25 protein-coding genes, 1 pseudogene and 1 riboswitch are annotated in these 24,234 nt (G+C 46.2%); of the genes and pseudogenes, 10 read left to right on the plus strand and 16 right to left on the minus strand.

Going from position 1 to position 24,234, the window contains the following annotated elements:
- Nucleotides 1–174 precede the first annotated feature (174 nt).
- Nucleotides 175–1,767, minus strand: a complete 1,593-nt coding sequence (locus RXV91_RS13480) for an HIRAN domain-containing protein (RefSeq protein WP_316440293.1) — start codon at nt 1,765–1,767, stop codon at nt 175–177.
- On the opposite strand from RXV91_RS13480, the gene RXV91_RS13485 reads away from it, so the two are divergent.
- Nucleotides 1,745–1,942, plus strand: a complete 198-nt coding sequence (locus tag RXV91_RS13485; protein ID WP_316440294.1) for a hypothetical protein — start codon at nt 1,745–1,747, stop codon at nt 1,940–1,942. The two genes, RXV91_RS13480 and RXV91_RS13485, sit on opposite strands and share 23 nt — an antisense overlap.
- A 66-nt stretch (nt 1,943–2,008) precedes the next feature.
- Here RXV91_RS13485 and RXV91_RS13490 read toward each other — a convergent pair whose 3' ends face one another.
- From RXV91_RS13490 to thiM, 5 genes are all read right to left on the minus strand, one after another.
- Entirely contained in the window at nt 2,009–2,749 is a 741-nt protein-coding gene (locus RXV91_RS13490) for a gamma-glutamyl-gamma-aminobutyrate hydrolase family protein (RefSeq protein ID WP_316440295.1), read from the minus strand.
- Between the two features lie 81 nt (nt 2,750–2,830).
- Nucleotides 2,831–4,030: a putative hydroxymethylpyrimidine transporter CytX gene (gene cytX, locus RXV91_RS13495; protein ID WP_316440296.1), complete on the minus strand. Its 1,200-nt coding sequence runs from the start codon at nt 4,028–4,030 to the stop codon at nt 2,831–2,833.
- The gene (gene thiE, locus RXV91_RS13500; RefSeq protein WP_316440297.1) at nt 4,030–4,683 is read right to left on the minus strand and encodes a thiamine phosphate synthase; all 654 of its coding nucleotides are present in this window, start codon (nt 4,681–4,683) and stop codon (nt 4,030–4,032) included. Before thiE ends, cytX begins: the two co-directional genes overlap by 1 nt.
- The gene (gene thiD / locus RXV91_RS13505; RefSeq protein ID WP_003646310.1) at nt 4,673–5,497 is read right to left on the minus strand and encodes a bifunctional hydroxymethylpyrimidine kinase/phosphomethylpyrimidine kinase; all 825 of its coding nucleotides are present in this window, start codon (nt 5,495–5,497) and stop codon (nt 4,673–4,675) included. Before thiD ends, thiE begins: the two co-directional genes overlap by 11 nt.
- Before the next feature lie 25 nt (nt 5,498–5,522).
- The gene (gene thiM / locus RXV91_RS13510) at nt 5,523–6,314 is read right to left on the minus strand and encodes a hydroxyethylthiazole kinase (protein WP_316440298.1); all 792 of its coding nucleotides are present in this window, start codon (nt 6,312–6,314) and stop codon (nt 5,523–5,525) included.
- A gap of 78 nt (nt 6,315–6,392) precedes the next feature.
- A riboswitch (TPP riboswitch) is annotated at nt 6,393–6,498 on the minus strand.
- A gap of 171 nt (nt 6,499–6,669) precedes the next feature.
- Between thiM and RXV91_RS13515 the strand changes: the two genes are divergently transcribed.
- Nucleotides 6,670–7,647, plus strand: a complete 978-nt coding sequence (locus tag RXV91_RS13515; RefSeq protein WP_316440299.1) for a zinc-binding dehydrogenase — start codon at nt 6,670–6,672, stop codon at nt 7,645–7,647.
- 198 nt (nt 7,648–7,845) lie between these two features.
- Here the strand turns inward: RXV91_RS13515 and larE are convergent, their stop codons facing one another.
- Genes larE through larA form a run of 6 tightly spaced genes read right to left on the minus strand, consistent with a single transcriptional unit; the run spans nt 7,846 to nt 12,730 of the window.
- Nucleotides 7,846–8,676: an ATP-dependent sacrificial sulfur transferase LarE gene (gene larE / locus RXV91_RS13520; protein ID WP_316440300.1), complete on the minus strand. Its 831-nt coding sequence runs from the start codon at nt 8,674–8,676 to the stop codon at nt 7,846–7,848.
- 24 nt (nt 8,677–8,700) lie between these two features.
- Nucleotides 8,701–9,417, minus strand: coding sequence for a D/L-lactic acid transporter LarD (larD, locus tag RXV91_RS13525; protein WP_003643656.1), 717 nt, complete (start codon nt 9,415–9,417; stop codon nt 8,701–8,703).
- Nucleotides 9,418–9,421: 4 nt separating this feature from the next.
- Nucleotides 9,422–9,853, minus strand: a complete 432-nt coding sequence (gene larC / locus RXV91_RS13530) for a nickel insertion protein (protein ID WP_003641714.1) — start codon at nt 9,851–9,853, stop codon at nt 9,422–9,424.
- A gap of 38 nt (nt 9,854–9,891) precedes the next feature.
- Complete coding sequence (locus RXV91_RS13535; protein ID WP_021730410.1) at nt 9,892–10,683, minus strand: LarC family nickel insertion protein; 792 nt, start codon at nt 10,681–10,683, stop codon at nt 9,892–9,894.
- A 30-nt stretch (nt 10,684–10,713) separates the two neighbouring features.
- A complete protein-coding gene (gene larB / locus RXV91_RS13540) occupies nt 10,714–11,454 on the minus strand; it encodes a nickel pincer cofactor biosynthesis protein LarB (RefSeq protein ID WP_012778339.1) in 741 nt (246 codons plus the stop codon).
- 1 nt (nt 11,455) lies between these two features.
- A complete protein-coding gene (gene larA, locus RXV91_RS13545) occupies nt 11,456–12,730 on the minus strand; it encodes a nickel-dependent lactate racemase (protein ID WP_316440301.1) in 1,275 nt (424 codons plus the stop codon).
- A 251-nt stretch (nt 12,731–12,981) separates the two neighbouring features.
- On the opposite strand from larA, the gene RXV91_RS13550 reads away from it, so the two are divergent.
- From RXV91_RS13550 to RXV91_RS13570, 5 genes are read left to right on the plus strand one after another with little or no spacing between them, the layout of a single operon-like run.
- Complete coding sequence (locus RXV91_RS13550) at nt 12,982–13,647, plus strand: Crp/Fnr family transcriptional regulator (RefSeq protein WP_003641710.1); 666 nt, start codon at nt 12,982–12,984, stop codon at nt 13,645–13,647.
- A 14-nt stretch (nt 13,648–13,661) separates the two neighbouring features.
- Nucleotides 13,662–14,648 carry a cobalt transporter CbiM gene (gene cbiM / locus RXV91_RS13555; protein WP_316440302.1) on the plus strand — a complete coding sequence of 329 codons (987 nt, stop codon included), beginning with the start codon at nt 13,662–13,664 and terminating at the stop codon, nt 14,646–14,648.
- On the plus strand, nt 14,623–15,444 hold the full coding sequence (locus RXV91_RS13560) for an energy-coupling factor transporter transmembrane component T (protein ID WP_316440303.1): 822 nt from the start codon (nt 14,623–14,625) through the stop codon (nt 15,442–15,444). Before cbiM ends, RXV91_RS13560 begins: the two co-directional genes overlap by 26 nt.
- A gap of 1 nt (nt 15,445) precedes the next feature.
- Nucleotides 15,446–16,177 carry an ABC transporter ATP-binding protein gene (locus RXV91_RS13565; RefSeq protein WP_316440304.1) on the plus strand — a complete coding sequence of 244 codons (732 nt, stop codon included), beginning with the start codon at nt 15,446–15,448 and terminating at the stop codon, nt 16,175–16,177.
- 20 nt (nt 16,178–16,197) lie between these two features.
- Nucleotides 16,198–16,431, plus strand: a complete 234-nt coding sequence (locus RXV91_RS13570) for a hypothetical protein (protein WP_003641706.1) — start codon at nt 16,198–16,200, stop codon at nt 16,429–16,431.
- A 67-nt stretch (nt 16,432–16,498) separates the two neighbouring features.
- On the opposite strand, the pseudogene RXV91_RS13580 reads toward RXV91_RS13570, so the two are convergent.
- Nucleotides 16,499–17,276: pseudogene (locus RXV91_RS13580) on the minus strand (aminoglycoside adenylyltransferase domain-containing protein).
- A gap of 90 nt (nt 17,277–17,366) precedes the next feature.
- The gene (locus RXV91_RS13585; protein ID WP_316440307.1) at nt 17,367–18,116 is read right to left on the minus strand and encodes a hypothetical protein; all 750 of its coding nucleotides are present in this window, start codon (nt 18,114–18,116) and stop codon (nt 17,367–17,369) included.
- 669 nt (nt 18,117–18,785) lie between these two features.
- On the opposite strand from RXV91_RS13585, the gene RXV91_RS13590 reads away from it, so the two are divergent.
- Nucleotides 18,786–20,429 carry a peptide ABC transporter substrate-binding protein gene (locus RXV91_RS13590; protein WP_316440308.1) on the plus strand — a complete coding sequence of 548 codons (1,644 nt, stop codon included), beginning with the start codon at nt 18,786–18,788 and terminating at the stop codon, nt 20,427–20,429.
- Between the two features lie 101 nt (nt 20,430–20,530).
- On the opposite strand, the gene RXV91_RS13595 is transcribed toward RXV91_RS13590, so the two are convergent.
- On the minus strand, nt 20,531–20,965 hold the full coding sequence (locus RXV91_RS13595; protein WP_003641701.1) for a pyridoxamine 5'-phosphate oxidase: 435 nt from the start codon (nt 20,963–20,965) through the stop codon (nt 20,531–20,533).
- A gap of 169 nt (nt 20,966–21,134) precedes the next feature.
- Between RXV91_RS13595 and yaaA the strand changes: the two genes are divergently transcribed.
- Nucleotides 21,135–21,881 (plus strand): peroxide stress protein YaaA, encoded by a 747-nt coding sequence (gene yaaA, locus RXV91_RS13600; RefSeq protein WP_316440309.1) that lies wholly within the window; start codon nt 21,135–21,137, stop codon nt 21,879–21,881.
- 181 nt (nt 21,882–22,062) lie between these two features.
- Here the strand turns inward: yaaA and pepI are convergent, their stop codons facing one another.
- Nucleotides 22,063–22,947 (minus strand): proline iminopeptidase, encoded by an 885-nt coding sequence (pepI, locus tag RXV91_RS13605; RefSeq protein WP_396426782.1) that lies wholly within the window; start codon nt 22,945–22,947, stop codon nt 22,063–22,065.
- Between the two features lie 985 nt (nt 22,948–23,932).
- Here pepI and RXV91_RS13610 point away from each other — a divergent pair.
- Nucleotides 23,933–24,088, plus strand: coding sequence for a hypothetical protein (locus RXV91_RS13610; protein WP_003641697.1), 156 nt, complete (start codon nt 23,933–23,935; stop codon nt 24,086–24,088).
- The last annotated feature ends 146 nt before the right edge of the window (nt 24,089–24,234 follow it).

The following is a 24,234-nucleotide window of genomic DNA, read 5'->3' on the forward strand; positions in this document are numbered from 1 at the left end:
ATTAAAATACATACAAAAATATCTGCTGCCAGTAATCAAGTTTTCACTTAATTACCAACAACAGATATTATAGAACCTGAGTTTAAAGCCTCAGCGGGATTTTTTATCGAATTCAATCTGGCTTGTATCACTAGTACTCATAAATCGTACGCAAATTCGTTTTTGACTGTTCGTTCAAAAATTGTCATTCCACCCATGTAAGAATATGCGTAACCAATCCGGACTTTCCGTCTCCGGTGTTGTCTGGGGATGCTCCGGATCGGCAATAATCGCGATACGAGCAATTGCCGTCAGCGGCACCTGTTGGATTTCAAACGTTTCGTAATTGTAAAGCGCTAAGCAGCCCACTAATTGTGCATCATCCTCATCCTTAGTCGTGGTGCTAAATAATTGAATCGGATAAATAACCTGGTCGACCATCCCTACAGTCGGCTGGTAATAGTGCATGGTCGTCAACTCATGATACGTGACTGCATGAATCAACGCCTGTAACAAGGTCTCGTTGACACCTTCCGTACTACCCGCAACTAGCTGAACATGACGCTGATAATTCGCCAGCGCATGATACGTCTGATCACCTAACGTCTGCCGCAATTTTTCTACCGTTATCGCTGTCACACTTGGTTCTAGGCGTTGACCACCCTGATAATTTGGTAATGCGGAGACTAACAAGGCTGCCAACTCTTGCTGCGTAAACGTCGCGTTGGTGCGACTAGGTGTTACTGGATGGTAAGGAACTAGCGGTTGTGAGGAGAAGTGCAATGCTAATTTCAGTGCTGGTTGTACGCGCGGATCACCAAACGGCGCCCAGCTGACCATGAAGCCGGCCTGCATATGTGCACTAACCTGGCCAACCCGGTAAATAACCGCGGGTTGCGCGGCATCATCGACCAAGTTATCATTCAGCCCCGTCTTGGTTTGAGCACTGATACCAACCACATAAAAGCTACTAGCGTTCGTTAAGACCGCTGCTGAAATGTGTTCATTTTGCCACCGCTGAACCACGTCGGCCTTCGCCGTCACTTGACAAGTAATGAGGCTGTCCGGCGGCACTTGTGACCAATCAGGCGTTAATAGATAACGTTTGGTGACGTGTAATTCATCAGTGGGCGTCAACCATGGCGATAACGGAACCTGCTGATACTTAATCGGGTGACCATTGCACATCATGACAATTGTTCCTAACGGTGTCTGTAACGAATGCGTTGGCACCGCCCCTAAATTTGCCCTCGGCTTAGTTAATCGTTGGCGAATTTGTAACGCCTCAATCGGACTCGGGACTGCAGTAGTCCGCCATAGCATCAATTCAAGATGCTGTTTTTGCTGATCCAATACCGTCACGATGCCATACAATCGTTGCCCCTGATCCATCAGTGCCGCGTACGGCTGGTTCTGATACCGGGCAATGTAGCCTAACTTAGCATGTTGCAACGTCCACACCGAGATCGCATTATCATCGTATTGATTGCCACTTTCTCGCTGGAGCAACACCGCCATACCCACTCTGAGCGTCGTTAACGTTGCCACAATATCATCGACATACCGTTCGCCAACGACCGTGACTGTAGCCAATGCGACGGCTGCATCGCCTGTTGAATTTTGTTCAGTTACTTGAACAACTGTGGTCACTGGAATTATTTCAATGTCAGCTGTTTCTGGCTCGTGGGCGCGAACTAACAGTTCTTGCCCCTGATTAATCACAGCGATAACCCGATAGGTCTGCTTCTTCAACGTCATTACGCTCATGCCAGCTTCAATTTGTTCCATAGCGGTCACCCCCTTAGCAATAACTTTATTCCATTATACGAAAGCGTTACCAGTATTAACAGCTTTACGAATTGTTTTACACGTCAGCTTACAATATCTTGGATTAGTTATCGTTGCCATCACCATTTCAGATGTTTCACGTGAAACATTAATTAGTTTTGCGGCCGCACATTAAAAACGTGGTTATCCTACAATTCAGAATAACCACGCCCTATTTTATCAACTTGCTAGTCAATGCTATCTACGCCACACAAGCCCGCACAAACGCCGCAAACAACCGCGCCTGCATGGAGTTTACCTGTTGCATCATTTCCGGATGCCACTGGACACCCAACTGTAGACCACCAGCTGTCGCCTCAATTGCTTCAACAACCTGATCCGCACTTTGGGCCACCACCTGAAAGCCCGTTGCCACCTGTTTCACGGCCTGATGATGAAATGAATTGACCGTGATTGCGTCACTAGTGGTGCCTAAATATTCAGCTAAGGTCGTACCTGGTACGACCTCCACGTGATGCATGCCGTAAGCGGCCAATTGTCCTTGCATGTGTTTTAAGGTACCCTGACCAGCTGGCAGTTCACTCATATCCTGATAAAGATTGCCACCATAGCACACGTTTAAGATTTGTAAGCCCCGACAGATACCGAGCACCGGTTTACCAACGGCGTGGGTGGCACGAATCAGCGCAATTTCATACTGATCCCGTTCCGGATCTACCCCACCCAATTTAGGCTGGGGTTCCTCCCCATACGTCAATGGCGCCACATCTGCACCACCACAAAGTAGTAGACCATCGATCATTCCAACGTACTGTTCAATCGTCGTTGCGTCGGTCGTTACCGGTAATACCAATGGCACGCCGCCATTATTCGTTACTGATTTTAAATAATCACGATTCACATAATCACGGACCCGCCCTGGGAACATCTGGCTGTTCACTGTCACAACGCCTGGTGCGATTCCAATTATCGGTTTAACCATTCTGTCGCCCTCTCTCAAAAAAATCCCACGGTAACATGCGTATTACCAATGGGATTATCATTTACTTTTTACATCTAATTGTCAATGACTAAGCTCGCGATATTCGAGCTCGGTTGGTTTGACGATAATTCCCGTCAACCAGACGGCGATGCTCAGCCCAACCAATACTAATAGCGTCGTGCCACCAATGAAATCAATGGCCTGTAACTGATAATAGGCGACAATCCCCACAATCCACCAGCAAAAGTTCAACCAGTATGGTAACGTAGCGTGCCGCACAAAGTACGTGACGAAGATAATAGCATATAGCGGTGTGAAGACCGAACCAATCAAATACAGGAAGTTCTGATAATACGTCATGGCAACCGTCAGCGCAATCAATAGCCCAACTACCGTCACACCAACGGCTAATCGATTAACATGGCGGCTACCGGTCAGATTAGCCAAACTCGTGGCGGCCGAATAAGTATCTAAAAATGTCGTCGTCACCGTTGAGAAAACGATAATCAGCAATGCAACCAATCCTAAACCGGACCGCGTCAGCAATGCCGTGATATCAGTTTGCCCTGTCCGTAACACAACTAATAGCCCCGTCACAAACATCACTAAACTGCCTAACATATAGCCACCCGCGCTGACTAGTGCGACTGGTAAAGGACGATCAACACGCTGGGTATAATCACCAATTAGTGGCAACCATGAGAGTGCCATCGTAACGTTCAATTCCACTGCTTGCCCAAACGTCATACTAGTCGTTGATACCGACTGACTAGTTGTCGGTGCCATAAATACCATTACGAGCATTAACACCGTCCCGAGCACCAACAAGCCCACAACGGCATTGTTGATTTTGAACAGTAACTGACTACCCATGAGCAACCACGCAATAATCAAAATCGCCACGATGGTTGCCATTAATAGCGGACTTCGAAAGCCAAATAGCTTTCCACTAATACTGTTCATGGCTAACTGAGCATTGACGATCATCACCGCCGTCCAGCCAACGAGTTGCAAGGCGTTGAGTCCTGACGCTAGTAACACCCCGCCGCGACCAAAAGCCAGTTGAGCTGACGCTAGCGCGGACTGGTGCAATTTAGCCCCCAAATAGCCGGCTGGAACCAAGAACAGGCCACAGCCGATCAAGTGCCCCAATACAATCGCAGCCAATCCGCGTGTCAGCCCCAGTGGTGCCATCAGCGTACCTGTTAGGATTTCAGCAATTGAGATAGCCGCACCGAGCCACAGTAAAAATTGGCTCCGAAAAATCCCGTCATGTTTCATCAGTGCACCTCCGTAGCCGTGAGCATCGCCTTGACCGTGGCGGCCATATCGGGACTACGCGTTAACATTGAGATCACCGCAGCGCCAGCCGCACCAGTAGCCGCAATAACTGGCAGTTGCGCGACAGTAATTCCGCCAATGGCGACAACGGGACAGGATGCAGTCATGACTAATTGTCGCAACCCCGTCAGACCGACTACTGGATCCGCATCGGCCTTAGATGTCGTTGGAAAGATGGGACCACTACCAAGGTAGGCAATGCCTTTCAATTGGTTAGCAGTCTGCACTTCAGCTAAGGTTGAACAAGACAAACCGACAAACATTTGATTAGCGACCCGTTGAATAACTTGTGTCACCCGGTCGTCCTTTTGACCAACGTGGACCCCATCTGCTTGCAGTGCGAGTGCCAGCTCGACATCATCATCGACGATAAAGGGAACGTGCGCTTGCGCACAGCGTTCCCGCAATTGCTGCCCCAATGCAAAACGCTCAGCCGTAGTCAACTGGCTATTACCTTTATCTCGGTATTGGAATGCCGTGATGCCTGCATCCAAGGCCGTTTGGACGACCACATTTAGATCCTGTCCCGGCACGTCTTGTGTCCCGCACACAAAATAAGCACGTAATTGTGTGGGTTCAAATTTAAGCGTCATGAACGATCACCTGCTCACTTGGGGTTGCCCAATGATTCAACGGGCCATGACCATGCCCGACCTGGATACCATCCTGAATCGTCCCAGCAACGTACGCCTTAGCCGTTTTAATGGCCGCAGCCATTGACCGTCCTTTTGCTAATTCGGCGGTAATACATGCCGATAGAGTATCTCCCGTGCCGTGGGTCCGCACCGTATCAATCCGTGGAGCCGAAAGCCAAAAGGCGGTCCCGTCAGCCAACAATACGAAGTCATTAGCTAAATCAGGATTATCACCATGACCACCTTTAATAATGACATTGTCAGCACCTAACCCCTGTAGCGCATGTCCAGCTGTAACCATCGCTTGATTACTAGTGATTGCCTGACCGGTTAATCGTTCTGCTTCCGGCAAATTCGGCGTCACAACAGTCGCTAACGGGAGCAGTTCGTCGCGAACCGTTTTAATCGCATCCGCGGCTAATAACGCCGCCCCGCCTTTCGCAATCATGACTGGATCAACTGTTAGCGGCCCAAAATCAACTCGTTTCAAGTTCTCAACAACGGCATGGACGTGTTCAGCATCCGCAAGCATCCCCGTTTTGCAAGCGCGAATGTCTAAGTCAGCTGCTAACGAAGCAAATTGTTCGTCAATGAGCTTCGTTGGCATTGCCATAAAATCTTGGACTCCCAATGTATTTTGAGCTGTCACGGCAACGACTACCGCGGTACCAAAAACGTGACGCGCCTGCATCGTTTTTAAATCGGCCATGACACCGGCACCGCCGCCACTGTCCGTACCAGCAATCGTTGCCACTTGTGGAAATTCATTCATTAAATCTCGCGCTCCTTCATTATATTTAATCAACTTTAGCAATTGTTTGAATTTCTGACACTGTCACTAAGCTCAACCGGTCAATCAAATCAGTGGCAAATGTGGCGGGACGATCGGCCGTCAGCTGACTGGCGACCAGTTCCCCCGCCCCCGCTAAGACTAAGCAAGCCACTTGCGCCGCCTGGTAAATATCGGTTGGACTAACGGCTGTAAAAGCCGCGACGATACTAGAAAGTAAATCGCCCGAGCCCACGTGACGTTGGAAGAGCGGGGTACCATTAGCGACTTTAGCCACGTGCTGACCATCCGTAATAACATCAGTAGGTCCCGACAATATGACACAGCATTGGAATTGCTGTGCACAAGCTTGAGCAATTTCAACCAGGTCGCCCTGACCGCTCCCCGCATCAATGCCCTTCGCTTGCCAATCCATGCCAGCCAATGCCGCAATTTCACCAGCATTGCCCCGAATAACATCGACTTGAAAATCAGATAGTAATGCTAGCGCGACTTCTTTTCGATAAGGGACCGCCCCGACGGCCACCGGATCAAGAACGACTGGCTTATGATACTGATTAGCAAGCTTACCAACCACTCGCATTTGATCAATCTGGGTGGTGGTCAAGGTTCCTAAATTAATGCAAACTGCCCCGGCAATTTGGACCATCGTCTCCGCTTCTTGGACTTCAGCTGACATAATTGGCGAGGCCCCTAACGCGTTTAGCCCATTGGCAACGTCTTGAACCGTAACAAAATTGGCAATGTTAAAAACAATCGGATTGTGATCCCGTAAAGTATTCAATAATTGTAATTCCATAGCAATTCTCCTCCTCATTGACCGTCACGCCAATTAAAAACGGCCACCAATCAACATGCATTGATCCAGTGGCCGCTAACATTAGCTGTGACACTTTCCTACGCAAGTTTGAGCTTACAGGTTCAAAGGGATCGGTACTTACAGCACCATCTCAGCCCATTTTTGGACACCCCTAGTGTTTAAAAATATTCAATTACTAGCCTTAGTCTAACGATTGTAACCGCTAACGTCAACCTTTCCGTTAGCCGAATCACCCTCATTGCTGCTTAATTAATTAGGCATTAAAGTTTAAATTCACCGCCACAACCGGTTATAATAAAAAGCAAATATGTCTTTAAGGAAAGAGTGATTGAAGATGCAAGCACTGGTTGTGCCAGATCCATCCGCTCAAACTATAGAACAGCTGCAATGGCAAGAACGGCCCATGCCCAACCTCGGGCCAACTGAGGTGTTGATCAAGACCCAAGCAGTCGGGCTCAATCCGGTAGATTTTAAATTAGTTGCGGCGGGTAACGCCGCCTGGCAATATCCACACACACTAGGACTAGACACAGCTGGAATCGTGGAGGCGGTTGGCGCTGAGGTCACTAATTTTCGGCCTGGCGAACGAGTTTGTGGGCACGCTAATCTCGCCAATAATGGGACGTTTGCCGAATACGTGAGTTTACCAGCAGCCGTGCTAGCTAAGATTCCAACGACTATGAGCTTTGAAACAGCCGCCGCTAGTCTCTGCGCTGGATTGACGGCTTATCAGGCCCTCCTACGCAAAGCCAATTTAAATGCCGCGCAAACTGTGCTGATTCATGCAGGTGCAGGCGGTGTAGGCAGTATGGCGATTCAACTCGCGAAAGCTGCTGGTAAGACTGTCTTTACAACTGTTTCACAACACAAGCAAGCCTTCGTGGCACCACTGCATCCCGATGCCCAAATCGATTATCATCATGAAGATGTGACCACACGCATTCAAGACCTAACGCAGCAGCACGGTGTTGATCTGATCATTAATACCATTGGTCATGCTGATGCGGACCTACCGCGCTTAGCTTACAACGGCCAGCTTGTCTGTGTATTAGCAACTCCGGACCACTTTCTAAGTAATCAAGTGGTAACTATCAGTAAATTGGACCTCGGTGGCGCCCACCGTAGCGGTAACCCAGCGCAAGTTGCCGATCTTGGGCAAATGACCGCTGCCTTATTAGCTTTGGTCCAAGCTGGCAAGGTCGACCCACTAATTACTCAGGTCTTGCACCGTGACCAACTTGTAACTGGTTTGCAACAACTACAAGCTGGTCAAGTCGTTGGCAAACTCGTCGTGACTTTTGACGCCTGTTGATCTAAAAATGAAGATACGAAAAACGCAGTTCAAGGGCGGCCTTGAACTGCGTTTTTGGGGTGTCTGGTGATAACCGCAACGTGTGCGTATCGGCTGGGGTTACGACTACCATCGGATGGGCGGATGAGTCATGATCACCGCCGCTCAGTCGCCCATCGCCGATTAATCCCGACACCACTATCACTAATTTGATTAGACCTAGGCAAAAGTGGCCAATTGTGCCTTGGTCAACGTATCATTCATCCGACCACTACGGAAGCCGCCTAAGTCAAGGGTAACGTAGCGGAATCCAAGTGATTGTAATTGACGGTTAACGCGGTCGTTAAAGACTAAGAAATCACCAATCCGTGCTTCTGGTAATTCGATCCGCGCAATATCATCGTGGAAGCGAACCCGGACCGTTGGAAAACCTAAACTACGCAAATATTTTTCGGCGGCCATCACTTGAGCAATATTGTCATGTGTCAACGTCGTCCCGTATGGGAACCGTGAAGATACAGAGCATGACGCCACTTTATTCCAGTTCATCAAACCGAGTTCTTGTGCCAAGGCCCGAACGTCAGTCTTGAAGAAATCAGCTTCTTGTAACAAGCTCCGGGCCCCCGCTTCACTACGGGCCTTCAAACCAGGACGATAATCATTTTCATCATTCTTGATCATACCGTCTAAGACAGCGGCACTACCGTTATTAGCCGCAATGTCATTCAACCGGCTGTAGAACATCTTCTTCGCATAGTACCAGCTATCAGGCGTGTTGTTCTTGATGTGGTCATCGCTCAAGTAGTCTAGCGTAGTTCCTTGAACGTTAGCACCTAGTTCTTCGGCTAAACTCATCGCTTTATCGAATTCTTCATCCGTAAATAATTCAGAGTTCGCAACCACAGCGGTCACATTGTCACGGCCTAAAACATCGAGGGCCATCTTCAAAACTAAGGTACTGTCGATCCCACCAGAAAAGGCCACGGTGACCCGTTGTAAATCCTTTAATGCTGCTACTAACGTTGCTTTTTTTGTTGCTAATGTTGCCATAATAAAACCCTTCTTCTATTTAATTTAATTAATTCCAAAAAAGCCATGCATAAACCAAGCGGCAATTGCTGCCCCGACAAAGGGCGCAATTCCTGGCACAATGATACCGTATTGCCAATCACTATCGGCTTTATTGGCAATTGGTAAGATGGCGTGGGCAATCCGGGGCCCCATATCTCGAGCTAAGTTCATTGCGAACCCAGTTGGACCACCAAGTCCCATCCCAATGGCCCATACAAGTAGGCCAACGCCAATTGGCACGATTCCCGGCGTTTTAATCTCAGAAATCGCTAAAATACCCGAAATAAAAATAAATGTATCAAATAATTCCACAAAGAAATTCCGCGGTAAGTTACGAACGGCTGGTGCCGTACAGAATAAGTTCCGAATTGTAATGGGTGAAATCTCATCTGTTGAGGCTTTAAAATGATCAGCATACATGATCCAAACGATCACTGAGCCCACGACCCCACCAAGCACTTCCGCAACGGAATACGGAATAAATAAAGACCATGCGATATTTCCTAATAGACACTGCGCCAAAACCATTGCCGGGTTAATGCAAACATTGCCAAAAATGAATAAGGCAACGCTAATCCCAAAACCCCAAGTTGTAATGGCAAAAATATGACCGGAACCCCGATACTTGGTTCCCTTTAATACGGAACTACAATGAACACCCACCCCAAAAATAATCATTAGGGCTGTGCCCATAAATTCAGCAATCAACTGATGTACCAAAAAATTACGCCTCCTCATCTAATTGATCTACCGCCACTAAGGCTGCCTGGTAGACCGTTCTAAACGGAATATGAAATTGCTGCGCCAGCTGGGCACAATCCGCATATTCCGGCATCTTCTTCTCAATATCTTGATATGTCGCCACTTTAACTTGAACATCACCGTACGGCGTTGCGACCGTTAGGAAGTGCCGTTGCATAATAGTACGTTGCCACGTCTGGTAACGTACACCAATCGTCGTCGTTTCTTGTAAAATCAACTTAGTCAGCAAGTCCTTATCGTTAACGTTTCCCAAAACCGTTAACTTGGTCGCCGGCCGATCTTTCTTCATCTGAATGGGCGTGAAGAACACATCGTATGCGCCCGCCGTTAATAACTGGTTCATCACGTACCCCAGTCCTTCACCCGTCTGATCATCCAGATTAGCCTCAATCATTAAGACAGCATCGGCCGTCCGGTTAACGATTTGCTGACTTAGTTTTTTTTTTCGAATAATACGGCTCGCAGTGCATTGAAACCACCCGTGTCCCGTTTACCAAACCCATAACCAACTTTAGTTGGCACGGCATTTTCCGGTAACGGTCCGAATTCACGTACGAGCGTCTTGACCAAGCCCATCCCAGTGGGGGTAATCAATTCAGTATGCACATCCAACCGTTGTTGAATCGGAATGGCACTACCAACTCGCATCTGCATCACGGCCGGTACGGGAACTGGCATCTGACCATGGGCAACGTTAATAAAACCACTGCCATCGCTTAACGGGGAAGCCATGATGGTATCAATCTGCATCAATTCCAACCCAATACAGCAACCCACAATATCAACAATCGAATCCAACGCACCCACTTCATGGAAATGAACTTCAGCTAGTGGCATGTGATGAACCGTTGCTTCCGCTTGCGCAATTTCCATAAAGATCGCTTTCGCGTGGTGTTTCACGGTATCTGATAAGTCACTGCCGTCAATTAACGCCTCAATATCAGCTAAATGACGCGCTTCATGATCATGATGATGCCCAGCTTCATGCTGATGATGGTGATGTTCCACAAAACCATGGTCCTTACCACCCGCAACCTGAACATCAAAGCTCGTGCCATAGATGCTACTCTGGGCTTCCCGTTGCTGCGTTAATTCATAACCGTGCACGTGTAACTTAGCCAATTCGGTTTTTAATTGCTCAAAATCAAGTCCTAAATCGAGTAACGCGCCCAGAAACATATCACCACTAATCCCCGAAAAAGCGTCTAAATAAAGTGTTTGCATTTATCTTCTCCTTGTTCAGTTAACTGAATCTTACATTTGATTGATCATACTAGCTGAGTAGGCGGCACCAAAGCCATTATCAATGTTGACAACGGTAATCCCCGACGCACAGCTATTGAGCATGGTCAATAGCGCGGTCATACCTTGAAAACTAGTACCATAACCAACGCTTGTCGGCACGGCAATCACGGGCTTATCAACTAGTCCACCAACGACACTGGCCAGCGCACCTTCCATGCCCGCGATCACAATGACCACCCGGGCACCACGAATCACATCCAACTTGGCAAACAGTCGGTGGATTCCCGCAACACCCACGTCATAGACTCGTTCAACACGATTGCCAAAAGTTTCCGCGGTTACTGCTGCTTCTTCAGCGACCGGTTGATCGGAGGTCCCCGCCGTTACCACGGCAATGTACCCTGGTGTTTTCGGTGCCGGTTGTTCTCCGACCGTCATACACTGTGCAGTGGCATGATAAACAGCCGTTGGTAACGCCGGTTGGAGTGCCGCGAATTTTTCCGCGGATAACCGGGTCGTTAAAATCGGTAACGTCTGTTGGGACAAAGCTTGCACGATACCCACAATTTGAGTTGCCGTCTTACCAGCACCGTAGATGACCTCAGGGAAGCCATTGCGGCGTTGACGATCTAAATCGACATTGGCAAAACCTAATGCCGCTGTTTTGCCCGCTTCTAACTGTTGGGCAGCCACCGTCGGACTTAATTGCCCTGCCGCCACTTGTTGTAATATTTCTGCTGTGGTTGCCATACTACTTCACAATAACGCCTAAACCATCAGGAATAACCGTCACTTTAGCGGCTTGACCCTCGCGCGCATAGGCTTTTTCCATGGCTTCATCTAACGTCTTGGCCAGTTCCATATGCATATTCGTAATCAAATCAGGATCAACGAGGTCTGACACAAAAATCACGTGATGATGAACTAAGATTCGAGCAAAGATTTGGGCCGTCCATTGGTCAGGAATAGTTTTAAGCCGTGGCGTGTTGATTGCTTGGTCCAGGAATTCCTTAGGATCATCAACGTCAGCTAAGTTGTGATAAAACCCTTCGCCACCGTGACCATCACGAGCACCGGCAACCATAATAATCGTGCCGCCTTCTTTGTTGGTTGCTTCAGCAGCGGTCATTCCTTTGACGGCCTGATAAATATTTTGATCAAGCGGATAACCACCATTCGTCGAAATCGCAATGTCACAATCAATGGCTGGTACACTAGAAAGTTCTTTGACAAAGTCACAGCCCACTTTATGGGCGGCTTCCATGTCACCGGCAAATGACCCAATGATTTTTTTATCTTCGTCTAAAACAACATTGATAATAAAGGCAAGTTTAGCGGTCCGAGCAGCGTACACCATATCCTTATGAATCGGATTATGCATTAAATTACCGGTCCGGGCCTTCGGTGAGTTAATAAATTCGCCGGAATGGTTCGCCATAATCGTCTTGTATGAAGCAATCCCAGGTAAAACGGACTTCCGACCACCTGAAAAGCCAGCAAAGAAATGTGATTCGATAAAGCCTTCGGAGATTAGCAAATCTGCTTCAGCAGCGACCTTATTAATAATGCAATCGCCGCCAGATGGTAATTGGCCAATCTTGACCATACTACTGTCATCGGTTGAGACATGCATCACGATTTCTTCGTTATTGACGATGTCTTCACCATACTTATTCACCAATTCTTCGTGGGTTGATGGCCGATGAAAACCAGTAGCTACGAGGATCCGAATCCGTGCATCGGGCGCCACTGACCGTAACCGCCGCAATAGGATCGGGGTGATAATATGTGAAGGAACTGGGCGCGTGTGATCGGAACTAATAATCACAATATTGTGCTTCCCACGAGCAAGTTCCTCCAGCTTATCGGAGCCGATTGGATTATCCAGCGACTTCTCGACCGTCTCCTGTTCTGATAATTTGTTATGATATGTTGCAGCTTGCGACACTAACTTACCGGCGTAATTTTCATCATTAATCTGAGCCGTAATTGTGCGCTTGTCATATGGTAAATCAATTGTAACCATGACTTTTAGCCATCCTCTTTCTCTAAAAACTAATTTTTACATGCACGTTTTGTTATACTAGAAGACGGATAACTTGTCCGTTACATTTTAAGTTTTCAAAAATAGTTAACAAATGTATACTTTAAATGCGATTGTCACAATCATGAAAACCGCTATGCTTAAGTAGCGTTACCGTCGTGATTACCGTTGAGAATCGTTATTTTTACCACCCTCAACCTTAAAATTATTCACGAAAGAACTGAAAAACTAAGATGGTATTAACTGATATTGAATATTTACTAAGTTATTTGGAAGCCCATCACGTGCCGACAATCAAAAAAAAGCGGCATACTTACCTGACCTACCATGGTTTAGCCGAACACTATACGTACGTCTTAAAGGACGGCATCATCAAAAACAGCATTATTTTACAAGACGGTCGCGAATATAATTTATCTTATATTGCCAAGCCCGACGTGATCTCCCTGCTGCGTGATGAAGTTTCTCGTTCTACGGACCAACCGTTTAACGTCCGTATTGAGTCCGAATACGCCACTTTCTATCAAGTCAACCGGGTCGCTTTTTGGAAGTACGTCAACAGCACGCCTGAACTGCAAAACTACGTTAAAAATTATTACCGTAAAAAGTTGTCCGAAAACATTCTTCGACTGCAACGGATGGTCATGAACGGTAAAAAGGGGGCCATTTGTGCCTTTATTTATAGTCTTGTTGATTTGTTCGGACGAAAAGTTAACGAAGGGATTCTGATTGACTTTGTGGTTACCAATGACGACATTGCTGGTTTCTGTGGCATCAGTTCCCGAAGTAGTGTCAACCGGATGCTCAAAGAGCTACGAACAGATGGTGTCATTACGGTCAAAAATCACAAATTTATTATTCAAGATGTTAGTTACCTCTTAGATCAAATTGCAAATTAGTGAGGTGCTCATCCGTGCATATTCCGGATAATTATTTAAGTCCCGCAACTTGCGGAACGTTGGTCACCGCGATGGCTCCCGTCTGGACCGTCGCCGTTTTAAAAGTTAAAGTTCAAATCAAAAAACATCATGAAACCCTGCCAATGCTCGGCATCGCCGCTTCATTGGCTTTTTTAATTATGATGTTCAACTTGCCAATTCCGGGTGGGACCACGGCTCACGCTGTCGGGGGAACCCTGTTAGCTGTCTTGATTGGCCCATGGGCGGCGTGTCTTGCGCTGACCGTGACGTTACTACTACAAGCCTTATTATTCGGTGATGGCGGTATCCTAGCCTTTGGCGCTAACGCGTTGAATATGGCGGTCATTATGCCGTTTGTCGGCTACGCCTGCTATCGCCTAGGTCAAAAATGGCACCATGAAAAGTTGGGGCTCGCAATTGGTGCTTACTTAGGCATTAATATGGCGGCGCTAGTTGCTGGTATCGAGCTCGGGTTACAACCCATACTGGCTCATACGGCAAGTGGTGCGCCGCTCTACTGCCCATATGGCCTCAACATTACGGTACCCGCAATGTTGACCGCTCACTTATTAGTCGCCGGTTGGGTTGAAGTTGCTTTCACGCTACTCGTCTTTCAATTTGTAAAACGGGTCGCACCAACTAACCTCTATCAGACGCCCACTCGGCGCAATCAGCGGCCGTGGATTGCACTGCTACTCGGGTTAGCGGTGTTATCACCATTAGGCTTGTTGGCTAGCAATACGGCTTGGGGCGAATGGAGCCCCCAAGAATTACAGCAACGGCTAGCGCAACAACATATCAGCACTCACGCGCCTCAAGGAATGGTCCACGGGTTCCATTTTCAGGCCCTGTTCAGTGATTACGCCATCGCGGGCTTACCGGTTAGTGTGGGTTATATTTTATCGGCCATTACCGCTGTTTTGATTTTCTTACTTTTGATTCGAGGTCTTCAACATGAAACCGACACGTCCCAACACTGATATTCCAGCTTGGCTGCAAACTACGACCACCACGCCAACACCTGCTATTAAAGCGAAATTTTGGCAACGTAATCAGCGTCACCTACGCCAATTACTCAGTCGACTAGCACAGCCAGCGCCAGTCACGGCAACGTCTCATTGGCGCGTTGCACCGCAATTCAAATTAATTCAGCTCCTGTTGCTCGTCATTTTAATTGCTTTAAGTAATAATCTCATTCTGTTATGGGGCCTAGCACTATTAGTTGGGTGCCAATTATTATGGTTACCTCCACGCCAACTGCGCCGTTTTATGGGAAGCTGGCTAATCAGTGTTGGGATGGCCATGCTGTTCGTATTACCGAGCTACTGGTTAGCCGGTCCCACCACGCTATTATTCTTTGGCCTTAAAACCAGTCTAATGCTGGCAAACACTCAATATTACCGTCTAACCACGCCGTTTCAAGATTTATTGGCTGGCTTGAAGGCACTCCATTGCCCTGATCTATTAATTATGACTTTGGCCATTGCCATCACGTACTTACGAATGCTCGGCCAACATCTATTGCTGACGATGGAAGCCCTAGAATTGCGGACGGTCGCCCCAACGGCTCATCCATACCGTTTAATCGGCGCATTATTTGGTAATTTATATCTTAAAAGTTACACTTATGCGCTAGAACTATACGCTGCCATGGAAGCACGCGGGTTCAATGGTCATTACGCGCGCTCAACCGGGCGTCGTACCCATTGGCGCGATTATCTTGCCCTGAGCCCAGCGATTATTGTCTGGATATTATTTATTTTTTGGAGGCATTAACGTGGTATTGATTAAATTGGTGAATATTTGCTATGATTATCCTGACACGTGTGGCTTGAAGAACCTCAGCTTAACGGTCAACTCAGGTGACTTTGTCTGCCTAATGGGACCCAATGGATCTGGTAAATCGACCCTTTTACGACTATTGAGTGGATTAGCTAGTCCAACTAGTGGCACTTATCAGTTTCACGATCGGCCGATTACGACCACTTATCTCGCTGATGCCCAAAATCGACAACAACTTCATCAGCGGATCGGCATGGTCTTTCAAAATACTGATGTTCAACTATTCAACACGTCCGTCACTGAGGAAGTCGCTTTCGGTCCCCGACAACTCGGTTTATCAGCAGCCATGGTTGCGCAACGCGTCGCCGACTGCTTACAATTAACGGACTGTGCTAACTTAGCAGACCGGGTCCCTTACCAACTTTCAGGTGGCGAAAAGAAGCGCGTGGCACTAGCCAGTGTTCTCGCTTTGAACCCTGAAGTTTTATTGTTAGATGAACCGCTGAACGGCTTAACAATTGCCGCTCAGCAGCAAATGCTAACCCTACTGCAACGGCTACAAGCTGCTGGCAAAACTATCATCATGGCAAGCCATAACTACCAGCAAGTCCAAGCCGTTGGTGAACGTTTCATTATCTTTAACAGTACCCACCAAGTCGACGCTGACCTAACGCGCGCTGATCTTGATCAGCAACCCGCTCGGCAAGCGCAATTGATGACTTTATAATTAAGAGGAGTTGAGAAGAGATGCTTAATCCAAATACTGAGATCCATCGTGGTTGGAACCGGCGCGTTGTGACCGGTAAGACTTTAGCTGAATGTGATGAACGTTTAGTGAAGTATTTAAACGACCAAGATTATGGTTCTGGTGAATTCGTTGTTTTACACGAAAATGACGGTAGCAACGAAAACACTGGCTATGATTTACCTGATGGCGATAACTGCTACATTAGTTTCTTGATTTATAACAGCCGACTTTAAGTTGGTGGTGACAAAAATGCTTACTGGTGGATGATCGCCAGTAAGCATTTTTTGTTAAACTCACAAACTATTCTGATTTTAAGCCCAACTCGGCTAACATTATGCGTGCAAACGCCACTAAGACTGATCGTGGCCATCGTATATCCTGTTCGTCCTGTTGGCCGGCATAGGCTGCTAACGCCTGCCTGATCAATGGATGCCACTGTGATGGCAACTGCTGTAACCCCCATTCACCCCCGGCCTGCTTAGAAATAATTAACTGATCTTGCTGGTAAGCGCGAACTCGACAAAGGTTTAATACCCGTATACATTGGTAACTGAACGATCGCCGTTTCAGCATTCGCGATATCAGACTTGATACTGTCCCAGTAGGCCGCCACAGGGACGGAGCCAAAGACCGTTGTAATGGCTGGTCCAAGCAAAACTTGTCCCGCTGCTTGGAGAATCGTTAAGTGAGCAGCAAGATCAGGATCAGTGCCGTGCATCGCCTTTAGGTAGGCCAGCGGTGCCCGTTGATAATCCTCATAATGATATTTTGAAAAATGAAAATCAAACGGGCAAGGATGCACAAAATGCTGGGTTGCACTCAGTAACAGCACGTGAAACTCCAATCCCTTGTGTGGCGCTAATGGCCACAATTGCGTTATGGTAGCTGTCATTAACTGCTGTTTTTCAGCTAATGTTAACGGACGCCGAACAACGATCAGATAGTCTAAATCGCTCACCTGTTCGTTATATGAGCCTAAAACATAGGATCCATGCAGGTAAATACCAACTAGATTGTTTTTTACAATTGCGGTGACCGTTTGTTGGATTGCTTGTAAGAGTTGTTGGGTTCGGTACATGGAAAGCCTTCTTCCCTAGTTGAGACTATTGGTCCAGCAACAAAAATTTATCGAACTACATTTCCGGTCAGTTGTTCCACGTGAAACATCCTACTTCAAATATACACGAGTCAATGCCTCATTTAACCTTTGATTATGTTCCTGAGCTATCCGAATCGTCTGTAAGACTTGTTGTTCGTCGCTCACTGATTGAGTTAATGCCACCCACGTGTCAATGTTAGCTTGGTACGTATCATCACTCAAATGAGTAGGTAAGACCGTTGAAAGTTGCGGCATTGGTTGATCAATCCGCTGTAACGTTAATCCAAGTTGGTTAATAACTTTAATTAGCGATACTAGCGGTGCTTGTAGCGGTTCAGCTAGCGTATCGCTCAATTGCCGAAAGCCCACACTATCACCTAGTGCCCAGTTGCCACTAAAACTAGCTGAATCGACTGCATCATCCGTCCGGCGATAAGTGACATATCGGACCGGCATTGGGCCCTGAACTAATAATCCCGGCATCGTTTCCAAGTTCGTATTAATCGCTTCTAAACTCAATTCCCGAAAATCATGACCAGCTAATTCATAACGACCACCGACCAGTTGATAATCAACCAGACCCATTGCTTTAACCAACCCCGCTTGAATTTTAAAACCATCATAAGCTACTTTAAGGGCGTCGAACACGTCAATCGCCTGTGTATCCGTTCGAAAACCAAAGTTAGGCCCCGCCCCTTCTGGATAAACAAGATTGCATTGATACTGAAACGACATCCCAATCACGCCTAAATCTTGATTAGCCTGTTTAGCTTCATCACTAAACTCACCGAAATAACCAGCAACCACTCTAAAACTCATGATTAATCCTCCTCAACTTTATTAAGCATCTCATCGAATCCGTTTTCATCGTTGATGTCATTATAATTTTTATTACCACACAATGAAAGCAATTAATGCGTACGAAGAGAATTTAAACTTGCTACTCAATATCATCTTGGCAACTCTATCAAGCTCATCTTCCCGACTAATGATCATTTTTTTATCTTGCTGAATTTAGCTGAACAATATTTTTCCAATTCTTGACAACTGATTTTCAAAAGCGGTATACTCATTTCAACAAAATATCGTCCTTATAAACCAATGAGGTGGAGATCAAGATTATCGTGCCCGCACAGAGAGTCATCGTTGCTGAGAGTATGGCCGAACGCAGGTAATTAAATGGACCACCGAGGGCTTTGCCGAAATTAACGTCAGTTGAGAGTACGGAAAGACGTGCGACATACGTCAGTTGTCAGGGAAATGTTAGTTTCCTATGGAGTAGGAGTGTACGCGTGATTTAATCACTAAATTGGCGAACACTCAATTAAGGTGGCACCGCGGTTATCAAACCGTCCTTAACACAGCATTGGCTGGATAAGGACGGTTTTTTTGACGATAAAAACGGGGTGAAATAAATGGTCACGAAACGATGGCAAAACTCATGGATCAAACTAACCAAATACAATTATACTTTTGGAGGATTTAATTATGAGTTTATCCGGAACACACAAATTAATTTTAACAATCGGCAGCGTGGCTATTATTGGCGGCATCGGGTTTACCGTCAACGCCCACTCACGTTCGACCACAACTAAACAGTCGCAAGTTATCAACTTATCAGCTGGCTCAGAAATTATGAGCTTAGATCCCGCGAAAATGACGGACAGCGTTTCTAATAGCCAAGTCACCCAAGTTGACGAGGGGCTCTATCGGCTGAACAGTCAGAGCCAACCCGTCAACGCTTTGGCTACTAAGACAACTGTCACCAATGGTGGTCATACCTACACCATTCAATTACGCCACGATGCGCGCTGGAGTAACGGTAACAAGGTGACCGCTCACGATTTTGTCTATTCATGGAGACGAACTCTTGATCCAAAAAGTAAATCTGAATTCACCTATGTCTTCACAAACATTAAAAATGCCGACGCCATTGCAGCCGGCAAGAAAAAGCCATCAACCCTTGGTGTCAAAGCTAATGGTGACTATCAATTAACAATCACGTTAAGCAAACCCGTCGCCTACTTTAAAAAGATTTTAGCTGTTTCGACCTTTTATCCGGTCAATCAAAATGCTGTTAACAAATACGGGAAGAAGTACGGGACTTCAGCCGCGACGACCGTCTACAACGGGCCATTTACGCTTACTGGCTGGACCGGGACTAATAATACGTGGACCTTAAAGAAAAATCCAGCTTATTACGATCACAAACTGGTGAAACTGCACCAAATCAATTATCAGGTTATTAAGTCCAATACGACTGCCTATAATTTATATCAATCTAATAAGTTAGATAGTGTGACACTTAATGGCGAGCAGAGTGTCCAGAATAAAAATAATCAAGAACTCAAAACACTTGCGGGTGGTCAAATCAGCTTTATTCAATACAATCACCATGACCATGTAGCAGCCAACCGTGAACTCCGCACCGCTTTATCCTTAGCGATCAATCGGTCGCAACTGACCAACAAGGTTCTAGAAAATGGTTCGCTTCCAGCCAAAAGCTTTGGTGTGCGCAATATGGCTAAGAATCCTAAAACTGGTACCGATTTTGTCAATGATGCGACCGTTGATGGTACTGTTAATTATAATCTCAACCAGGCTCGAGCCGCCTATCATAAAGCACAACGACAATTGGGTAAAAAATCGCTAACGTTAACGATTACTTGTGGTGATGATGACAACTCACATCAGGTCGCTGAATTCATCCAGGGACAATTGACCAGTCACCTCCCCGGACTAAAGGTAACAATCAAGGCAATGCCATTTACCGCAATGCTAGGTAAAGTTTCCAAGGGAGCCTTCCAGCTTAATTTAACTAGCTGGAGTATGGATTTTGCCGACCCTTCACAATCATTAACAATTTTGACTGGCGACAGCAACTCCAACATGGGCCACTATCAAAGCAAGGCTTACGACCAGGCAATGCAAGCCGCTGATGGTCCAGATGCTTTGAACGCGACCAAGCGCTATCAAGACTTAGTTCAAGCCGCTAAAACGGCGCTAACTGATCAGGCCGTGACCCCACTCTACGAAGGCCGTTCCCATCTGCTCGTTAAGTCGCACTTAAAGGGCGTCATCTATAATAATTTCAGCGGTGCCGCCAATTATCGGACCGCATATGTGAAGTAACGCCTCATAGTTGCTCCTAAAATTACCCGACCAAAAAGCGTTTCAAGACCATAGCTTAACCTAAGCCGGCCTTGAAACGCTTTTAGTATAGGAATCCAGTGTTAATTAAAAGTCAGTGTTTGCTTCTCGCCACCAACACCCGCGTCAACAAAAAGATCAGTTAGTTTTAATTCAAAAACAACGAGTGTCGATCCAATAGCATCCCAGACTTGTTGATAATTCGGAACTGTTTCTAAATATTGGGGTAGCAAGTCGGTCATCGTCTTAGTTGACCGTTGTAACTTAACGTGTTGGGCTCGTAGATATGGATTGCCCGCTGTTCCATCATTAGGAATCGTAATGAATGCAATATCCGGATTCTGGTCATAAACCTTCAAAGCGGGACTCGTCTTAACTGATGAGAAGTATAGCGTATCTGGTTGTGCTTCGTACCAGACAAAGTTAACGATTTTAACATCCGCTTCATTATTGACGGCTGTGCTGAGGGCAATCTTATTAGTTGATTGAACCACTTGTTTTAATAGTGAAATATCCATACCGACAAACTCCTTTTACTCAATTAGTATCATAATTTCATTATACCGCAATTGATAGTTTTAGAAACGTACGTTTGTCTAATGTGCTATCATATTTCTATAGCTTAGTTTTTGCTTTAAATGCTATCAACATCATTTATAAACTGAACGCTTCGAAAGTAGTGACCTTATGAAAATCATCATTGCACCTGCGAAAAAAATGATTGTCGATCAAGATGCCTTTCCAGCCCTAACTGAACCAATCTATCTTGATCAGACGCAACAACTGTTAACCCAATTACAACACCTCACCTATTCTGAGGCCAAGACTTTATGGCATTGCAGCGATAAATTGGCACAGCCAAACTATGATTGGCTTCAAAAAATTGACCTAATCCGTAATCTGACTCCCGCTATTCTCAGTTACAGCGGTATTCAGTATCATTACATGGCCCCGGACGTCTTTACCCAGCCAGCCCTTGACTATATTCAGGAAAACTTACGAATCTTGTCAGGCTTTTACGGCATTCTCCGACCGTTTGATGGTATCGTTCCTTATCGGTTAGAAATGCAAGCACGGTTGGCTGTTGGTCATACCAAGAACCTCTATGCGTTTTGGGGCGACCGCCTCTATCAGGCACTGACTCCGCGCCCAGAATCCATTATCAATCTTGCTTCTCAAGAGTATGCTAAGACCATTGCACCTTATCTGGCTCCGCATCAATCAATGATTGATATTGTCTTTGCAAGCCTTATCGACGGCAAACCCAAGACTAAAGCCACATTAGCTAAGATGGCACGTGGAGCCATGGTCCGTTTTTTGGCTGAACATCAAATCGATGATGTGACGGCCATTCGCACATTTGACCATCCCGATTATCAATTTGACGAGAAGCGCTCGACGGCCAATCGATTCGTCTTTATCTATCAACATTAAACATCATCACAGCAATCACAAAAGCGCCCGCAGAAGGCTAACTTCCACAGGCGCTTTTGTCTACTTTAAACCTTTTAATAACCATTATAGTGACAGCCAAACAAAATCAGATCACGCCGATAAACTTCTCAATCTAGCTATTCAGCAAATTATTTCCCGGGAAATGATTACGCTCATTTCTCTAATCATGGGCTGCTAGCCAGTGACGCAATCGCGTCATATAGGCCGTGGTTTCATCGATAAACGCCATGTGACGGCTACGGGGAAATAACGTCCAAGTCGCATGAGGTAACTGGTCGACCATGGTCTTAGCGACTAATGGCGTACACAAATCATCCGTTCCACTGGTGACTAAAGTTGGCATCTGCAAATACTGTAATCGGTCGGTATACTCATAATCTGCTAACGTACCAGTCGGATTATATTCATTGGGACCCCACGCTACATTATAAGCCGTGGTCCCCACCCGTTTTGATCGCCGTAGGAATTCAGGATCATCAGCAGTAATCGGGCCCGACGCATGTTGCGTCATAAAATGTTGATTAGCAGTCAGGTAGGCAGCACCTGTGAAATCCTGTAACCGTTCTGCTGTCGCAATAGCCGACTGATCCGCTGGGGACATTAACCGAATCATCCGATGCTGTTCCTGAGCCCACAGTCGGGCTGAAGACAAGGTACTGGCTAAAATTAAACTTTTAATCCCCTGTGGTCGATAGTCACAACCATAAATAATGGCTAGCATACCACCCCAGGACTGCCCTAGTAAGTGAATCTCGGGTAAGTCTAAATACGTACGTAACGCCCGCAACTCTGCCACCCACGTTGCGGCTTGCCATAATTGATCGTCATCAGGTATCGATGAACGCCCACAGCCTAATTGATCATACATGACGATTGGTCGTCCCGTTTGAACGGCCAGGTCATCAAATCCTTCAAAGTAATTATGCGTTGATCCTGGACCACCATGTAGCAAAACTAACGGTGTCTTATTTGATTGCTGATCCCCTACGATTCGATAATACGTCTGATAACCATTAAATGGCATGTATCCTTCTTGCACGTCCAAAATATCACTCACTTTCGTTACTAATTTTTTACTTGTTACGCGTTATGCTAGCCGCTATTTAGCATTAACCATGATTAAAACGTGCCAAACAGATGAATTCCTGTTCGTCAGCAATGCGCGTCCGATTCCGACCTCCGGGACTGGGTGACAATTGCTGGAACGTAAGCCGACGTCGATTTGAGCCCGTGCACAACCCGCCCAGTCTCAAATACGAGTCTTATTCTAAGCCGGAAGGAACCCACTTCCAGCTAAGAATAATTTGGCTACTGAGCATTGTCACCCAGCCCCTCCAGTCGGTAAGCCGCTCGAATGGCTGATGAACGGCCACTTAACTTGGTACAATTGGTCGCTGACTATTTTGATACTGAACCCTTTAAGTTAAATATCAGAGTGCCTTCTCCACTTTTTCGAAATATTCAATTATTACTACGGTAATTCAGAAATAGTGAGTTATCACAAGACCTTTTCAATCTGACAGTTGATTGATAAAATTAACGTTTATGAAAAACAACGACAAATTCAGCAAAAGTTGGGTATATCCTTGTCAGCCATTCGAACGCTATCCCGACTGGAAGGCGTTTCTGACAATGCCCAGTGGTGAAATTTCACTTAGCAAGCGTCCTATGCTTGGTTAGTGAAAGGCCAGTATTTGAGACGTGGGTTTTCGGCTCAAATCTGTGCCCACCACGTTCCGGCAATTGGCAGAAATGCCTGGAGGTCGGTGTAGGACGCGCACCCTAAGCAAGTTTACGCTAACTCGAACTGTTCCCAGCGAACCTAAGCTGGCTGCTTTTGAATTTAAAAAATGGCACGTTTTAATCATAATCGATGACAAATTAACTCGCACAATGCGTACTTATTCCATCCCAATATTAATGTCTACCTGAAAAAGTGAAAAACTTAATTCCATTCTAATACAACTCAAATGACAATGGTGATGTAAGCGCTACAATAGAAGTGCAGAATAATCAGAAACGGGTGAATAATGATGGTATTAAGTATTATTACAGTATTAGGAATGGGATTAATTGCGGCCACTGGTGTGCACTTTATCAATGGCGCACAAGCGATGCACGCAGGAACGGTCGGCCATCATGTTGGTCAGATGCCAGCTAACCTTCACCAAATCGACTTACGTTAATCTCTTAAAAATTCACGTTAATTTTTAGTATTGCCGCTGAAACACTGGGCAATGCTTTTTTTGTCGTTCCTTTAGCTGACCGTCCTTATCAGTTTGGTGCCTTGAGCAGCTTGACAGTCAAGCGTATCATTAACTTATATTATCTT

The organism is Lactiplantibacillus sp. DA1 (genome assembly GCF_032681335.1).
Lineage (GTDB): Bacteria > Bacillota > Bacilli > Lactobacillales > Lactobacillaceae > Lactiplantibacillus.

Excerpts from the sequence above, each read along its gene's own strand:
- RXV91_RS13485 (WP_316440294.1), top strand. The coding sequence starts at position 1,745 with ATGCCAGCTTCAATTTGTTCCATAGCGGTCACCCCCTTAGCAATAACT.
- RXV91_RS13480 (WP_316440293.1), bottom strand. The coding sequence starts at position 1,767 with ATGGAACAAATTGAAGCTGGCATGAGCGTAATGACGTTGAAGAAGCAG.
- RXV91_RS13490 (WP_316440295.1), bottom strand. The coding sequence starts at position 2,749 with ATGGTTAAACCGATAATTGGAATCGCACCAGGCGTTGTGACAGTGAAC.
- cytX (WP_316440296.1), bottom strand. The coding sequence starts at position 4,030 with ATGAAACATGACGGGATTTTTCGGAGCCAATTTTTACTGTGGCTCGGT.
- thiE (WP_316440297.1), bottom strand. The coding sequence starts at position 4,683 with ATGACGCTTAAATTTGAACCCACACAATTACGTGCTTATTTTGTGTGC.
- thiD (WP_003646310.1), bottom strand. The coding sequence starts at position 5,497 with ATGAATGAATTTCCACAAGTGGCAACGATTGCTGGTACGGACAGTGGC.
- thiM (WP_316440298.1), bottom strand. The coding sequence starts at position 6,314 with ATGGAATTACAATTATTGAATACTTTACGGGATCACAATCCGATTGTT.
- RXV91_RS13515 (WP_316440299.1), top strand. The coding sequence starts at position 6,670 with ATGCAAGCACTGGTTGTGCCAGATCCATCCGCTCAAACTATAGAACAG.
- larE (WP_316440300.1), bottom strand. The coding sequence starts at position 8,676 with ATGGCAACATTAGCAACAAAAAAAGCAACGTTAGTAGCAGCATTAAAG.
- larC (WP_003641714.1), bottom strand. The coding sequence starts at position 9,853 with ATGATTGAGGCTAATCTGGATGATCAGACGGGTGAAGGACTGGGGTAC.
- RXV91_RS13535 (WP_021730410.1), bottom strand. The coding sequence starts at position 10,683 with ATGCAAACACTTTATTTAGACGCTTTTTCGGGGATTAGTGGTGATATG.
- larB (WP_012778339.1), bottom strand. The coding sequence starts at position 11,454 with ATGGCAACCACAGCAGAAATATTACAACAAGTGGCGGCAGGGCAATTA.
- larA (WP_316440301.1), bottom strand. The coding sequence starts at position 12,730 with ATGGTTACAATTGATTTACCATATGACAAGCGCACAATTACGGCTCAG.
- RXV91_RS13550 (WP_003641710.1), top strand. The coding sequence starts at position 12,982 with ATGGTATTAACTGATATTGAATATTTACTAAGTTATTTGGAAGCCCAT.
- RXV91_RS13560 (WP_316440303.1), top strand. The coding sequence starts at position 14,623 with ATGAAACCGACACGTCCCAACACTGATATTCCAGCTTGGCTGCAAACT.
- RXV91_RS13570 (WP_003641706.1), top strand. The coding sequence starts at position 16,198 with ATGCTTAATCCAAATACTGAGATCCATCGTGGTTGGAACCGGCGCGTT.
- RXV91_RS13585 (WP_316440307.1), bottom strand. The coding sequence starts at position 18,116 with ATGAGTTTTAGAGTGGTTGCTGGTTATTTCGGTGAGTTTAGTGATGAA.
- RXV91_RS13590 (WP_316440308.1), top strand. The coding sequence starts at position 18,786 with ATGAGTTTATCCGGAACACACAAATTAATTTTAACAATCGGCAGCGTG.
- RXV91_RS13595 (WP_003641701.1), bottom strand. The coding sequence starts at position 20,965 with ATGGATATTTCACTATTAAAACAAGTGGTTCAATCAACTAATAAGATT.
- yaaA (WP_316440309.1), top strand. The coding sequence starts at position 21,135 with ATGAAAATCATCATTGCACCTGCGAAAAAAATGATTGTCGATCAAGAT.
- RXV91_RS13610 (WP_003641697.1), top strand. The coding sequence starts at position 23,933 with ATGATGGTATTAAGTATTATTACAGTATTAGGAATGGGATTAATTGCG.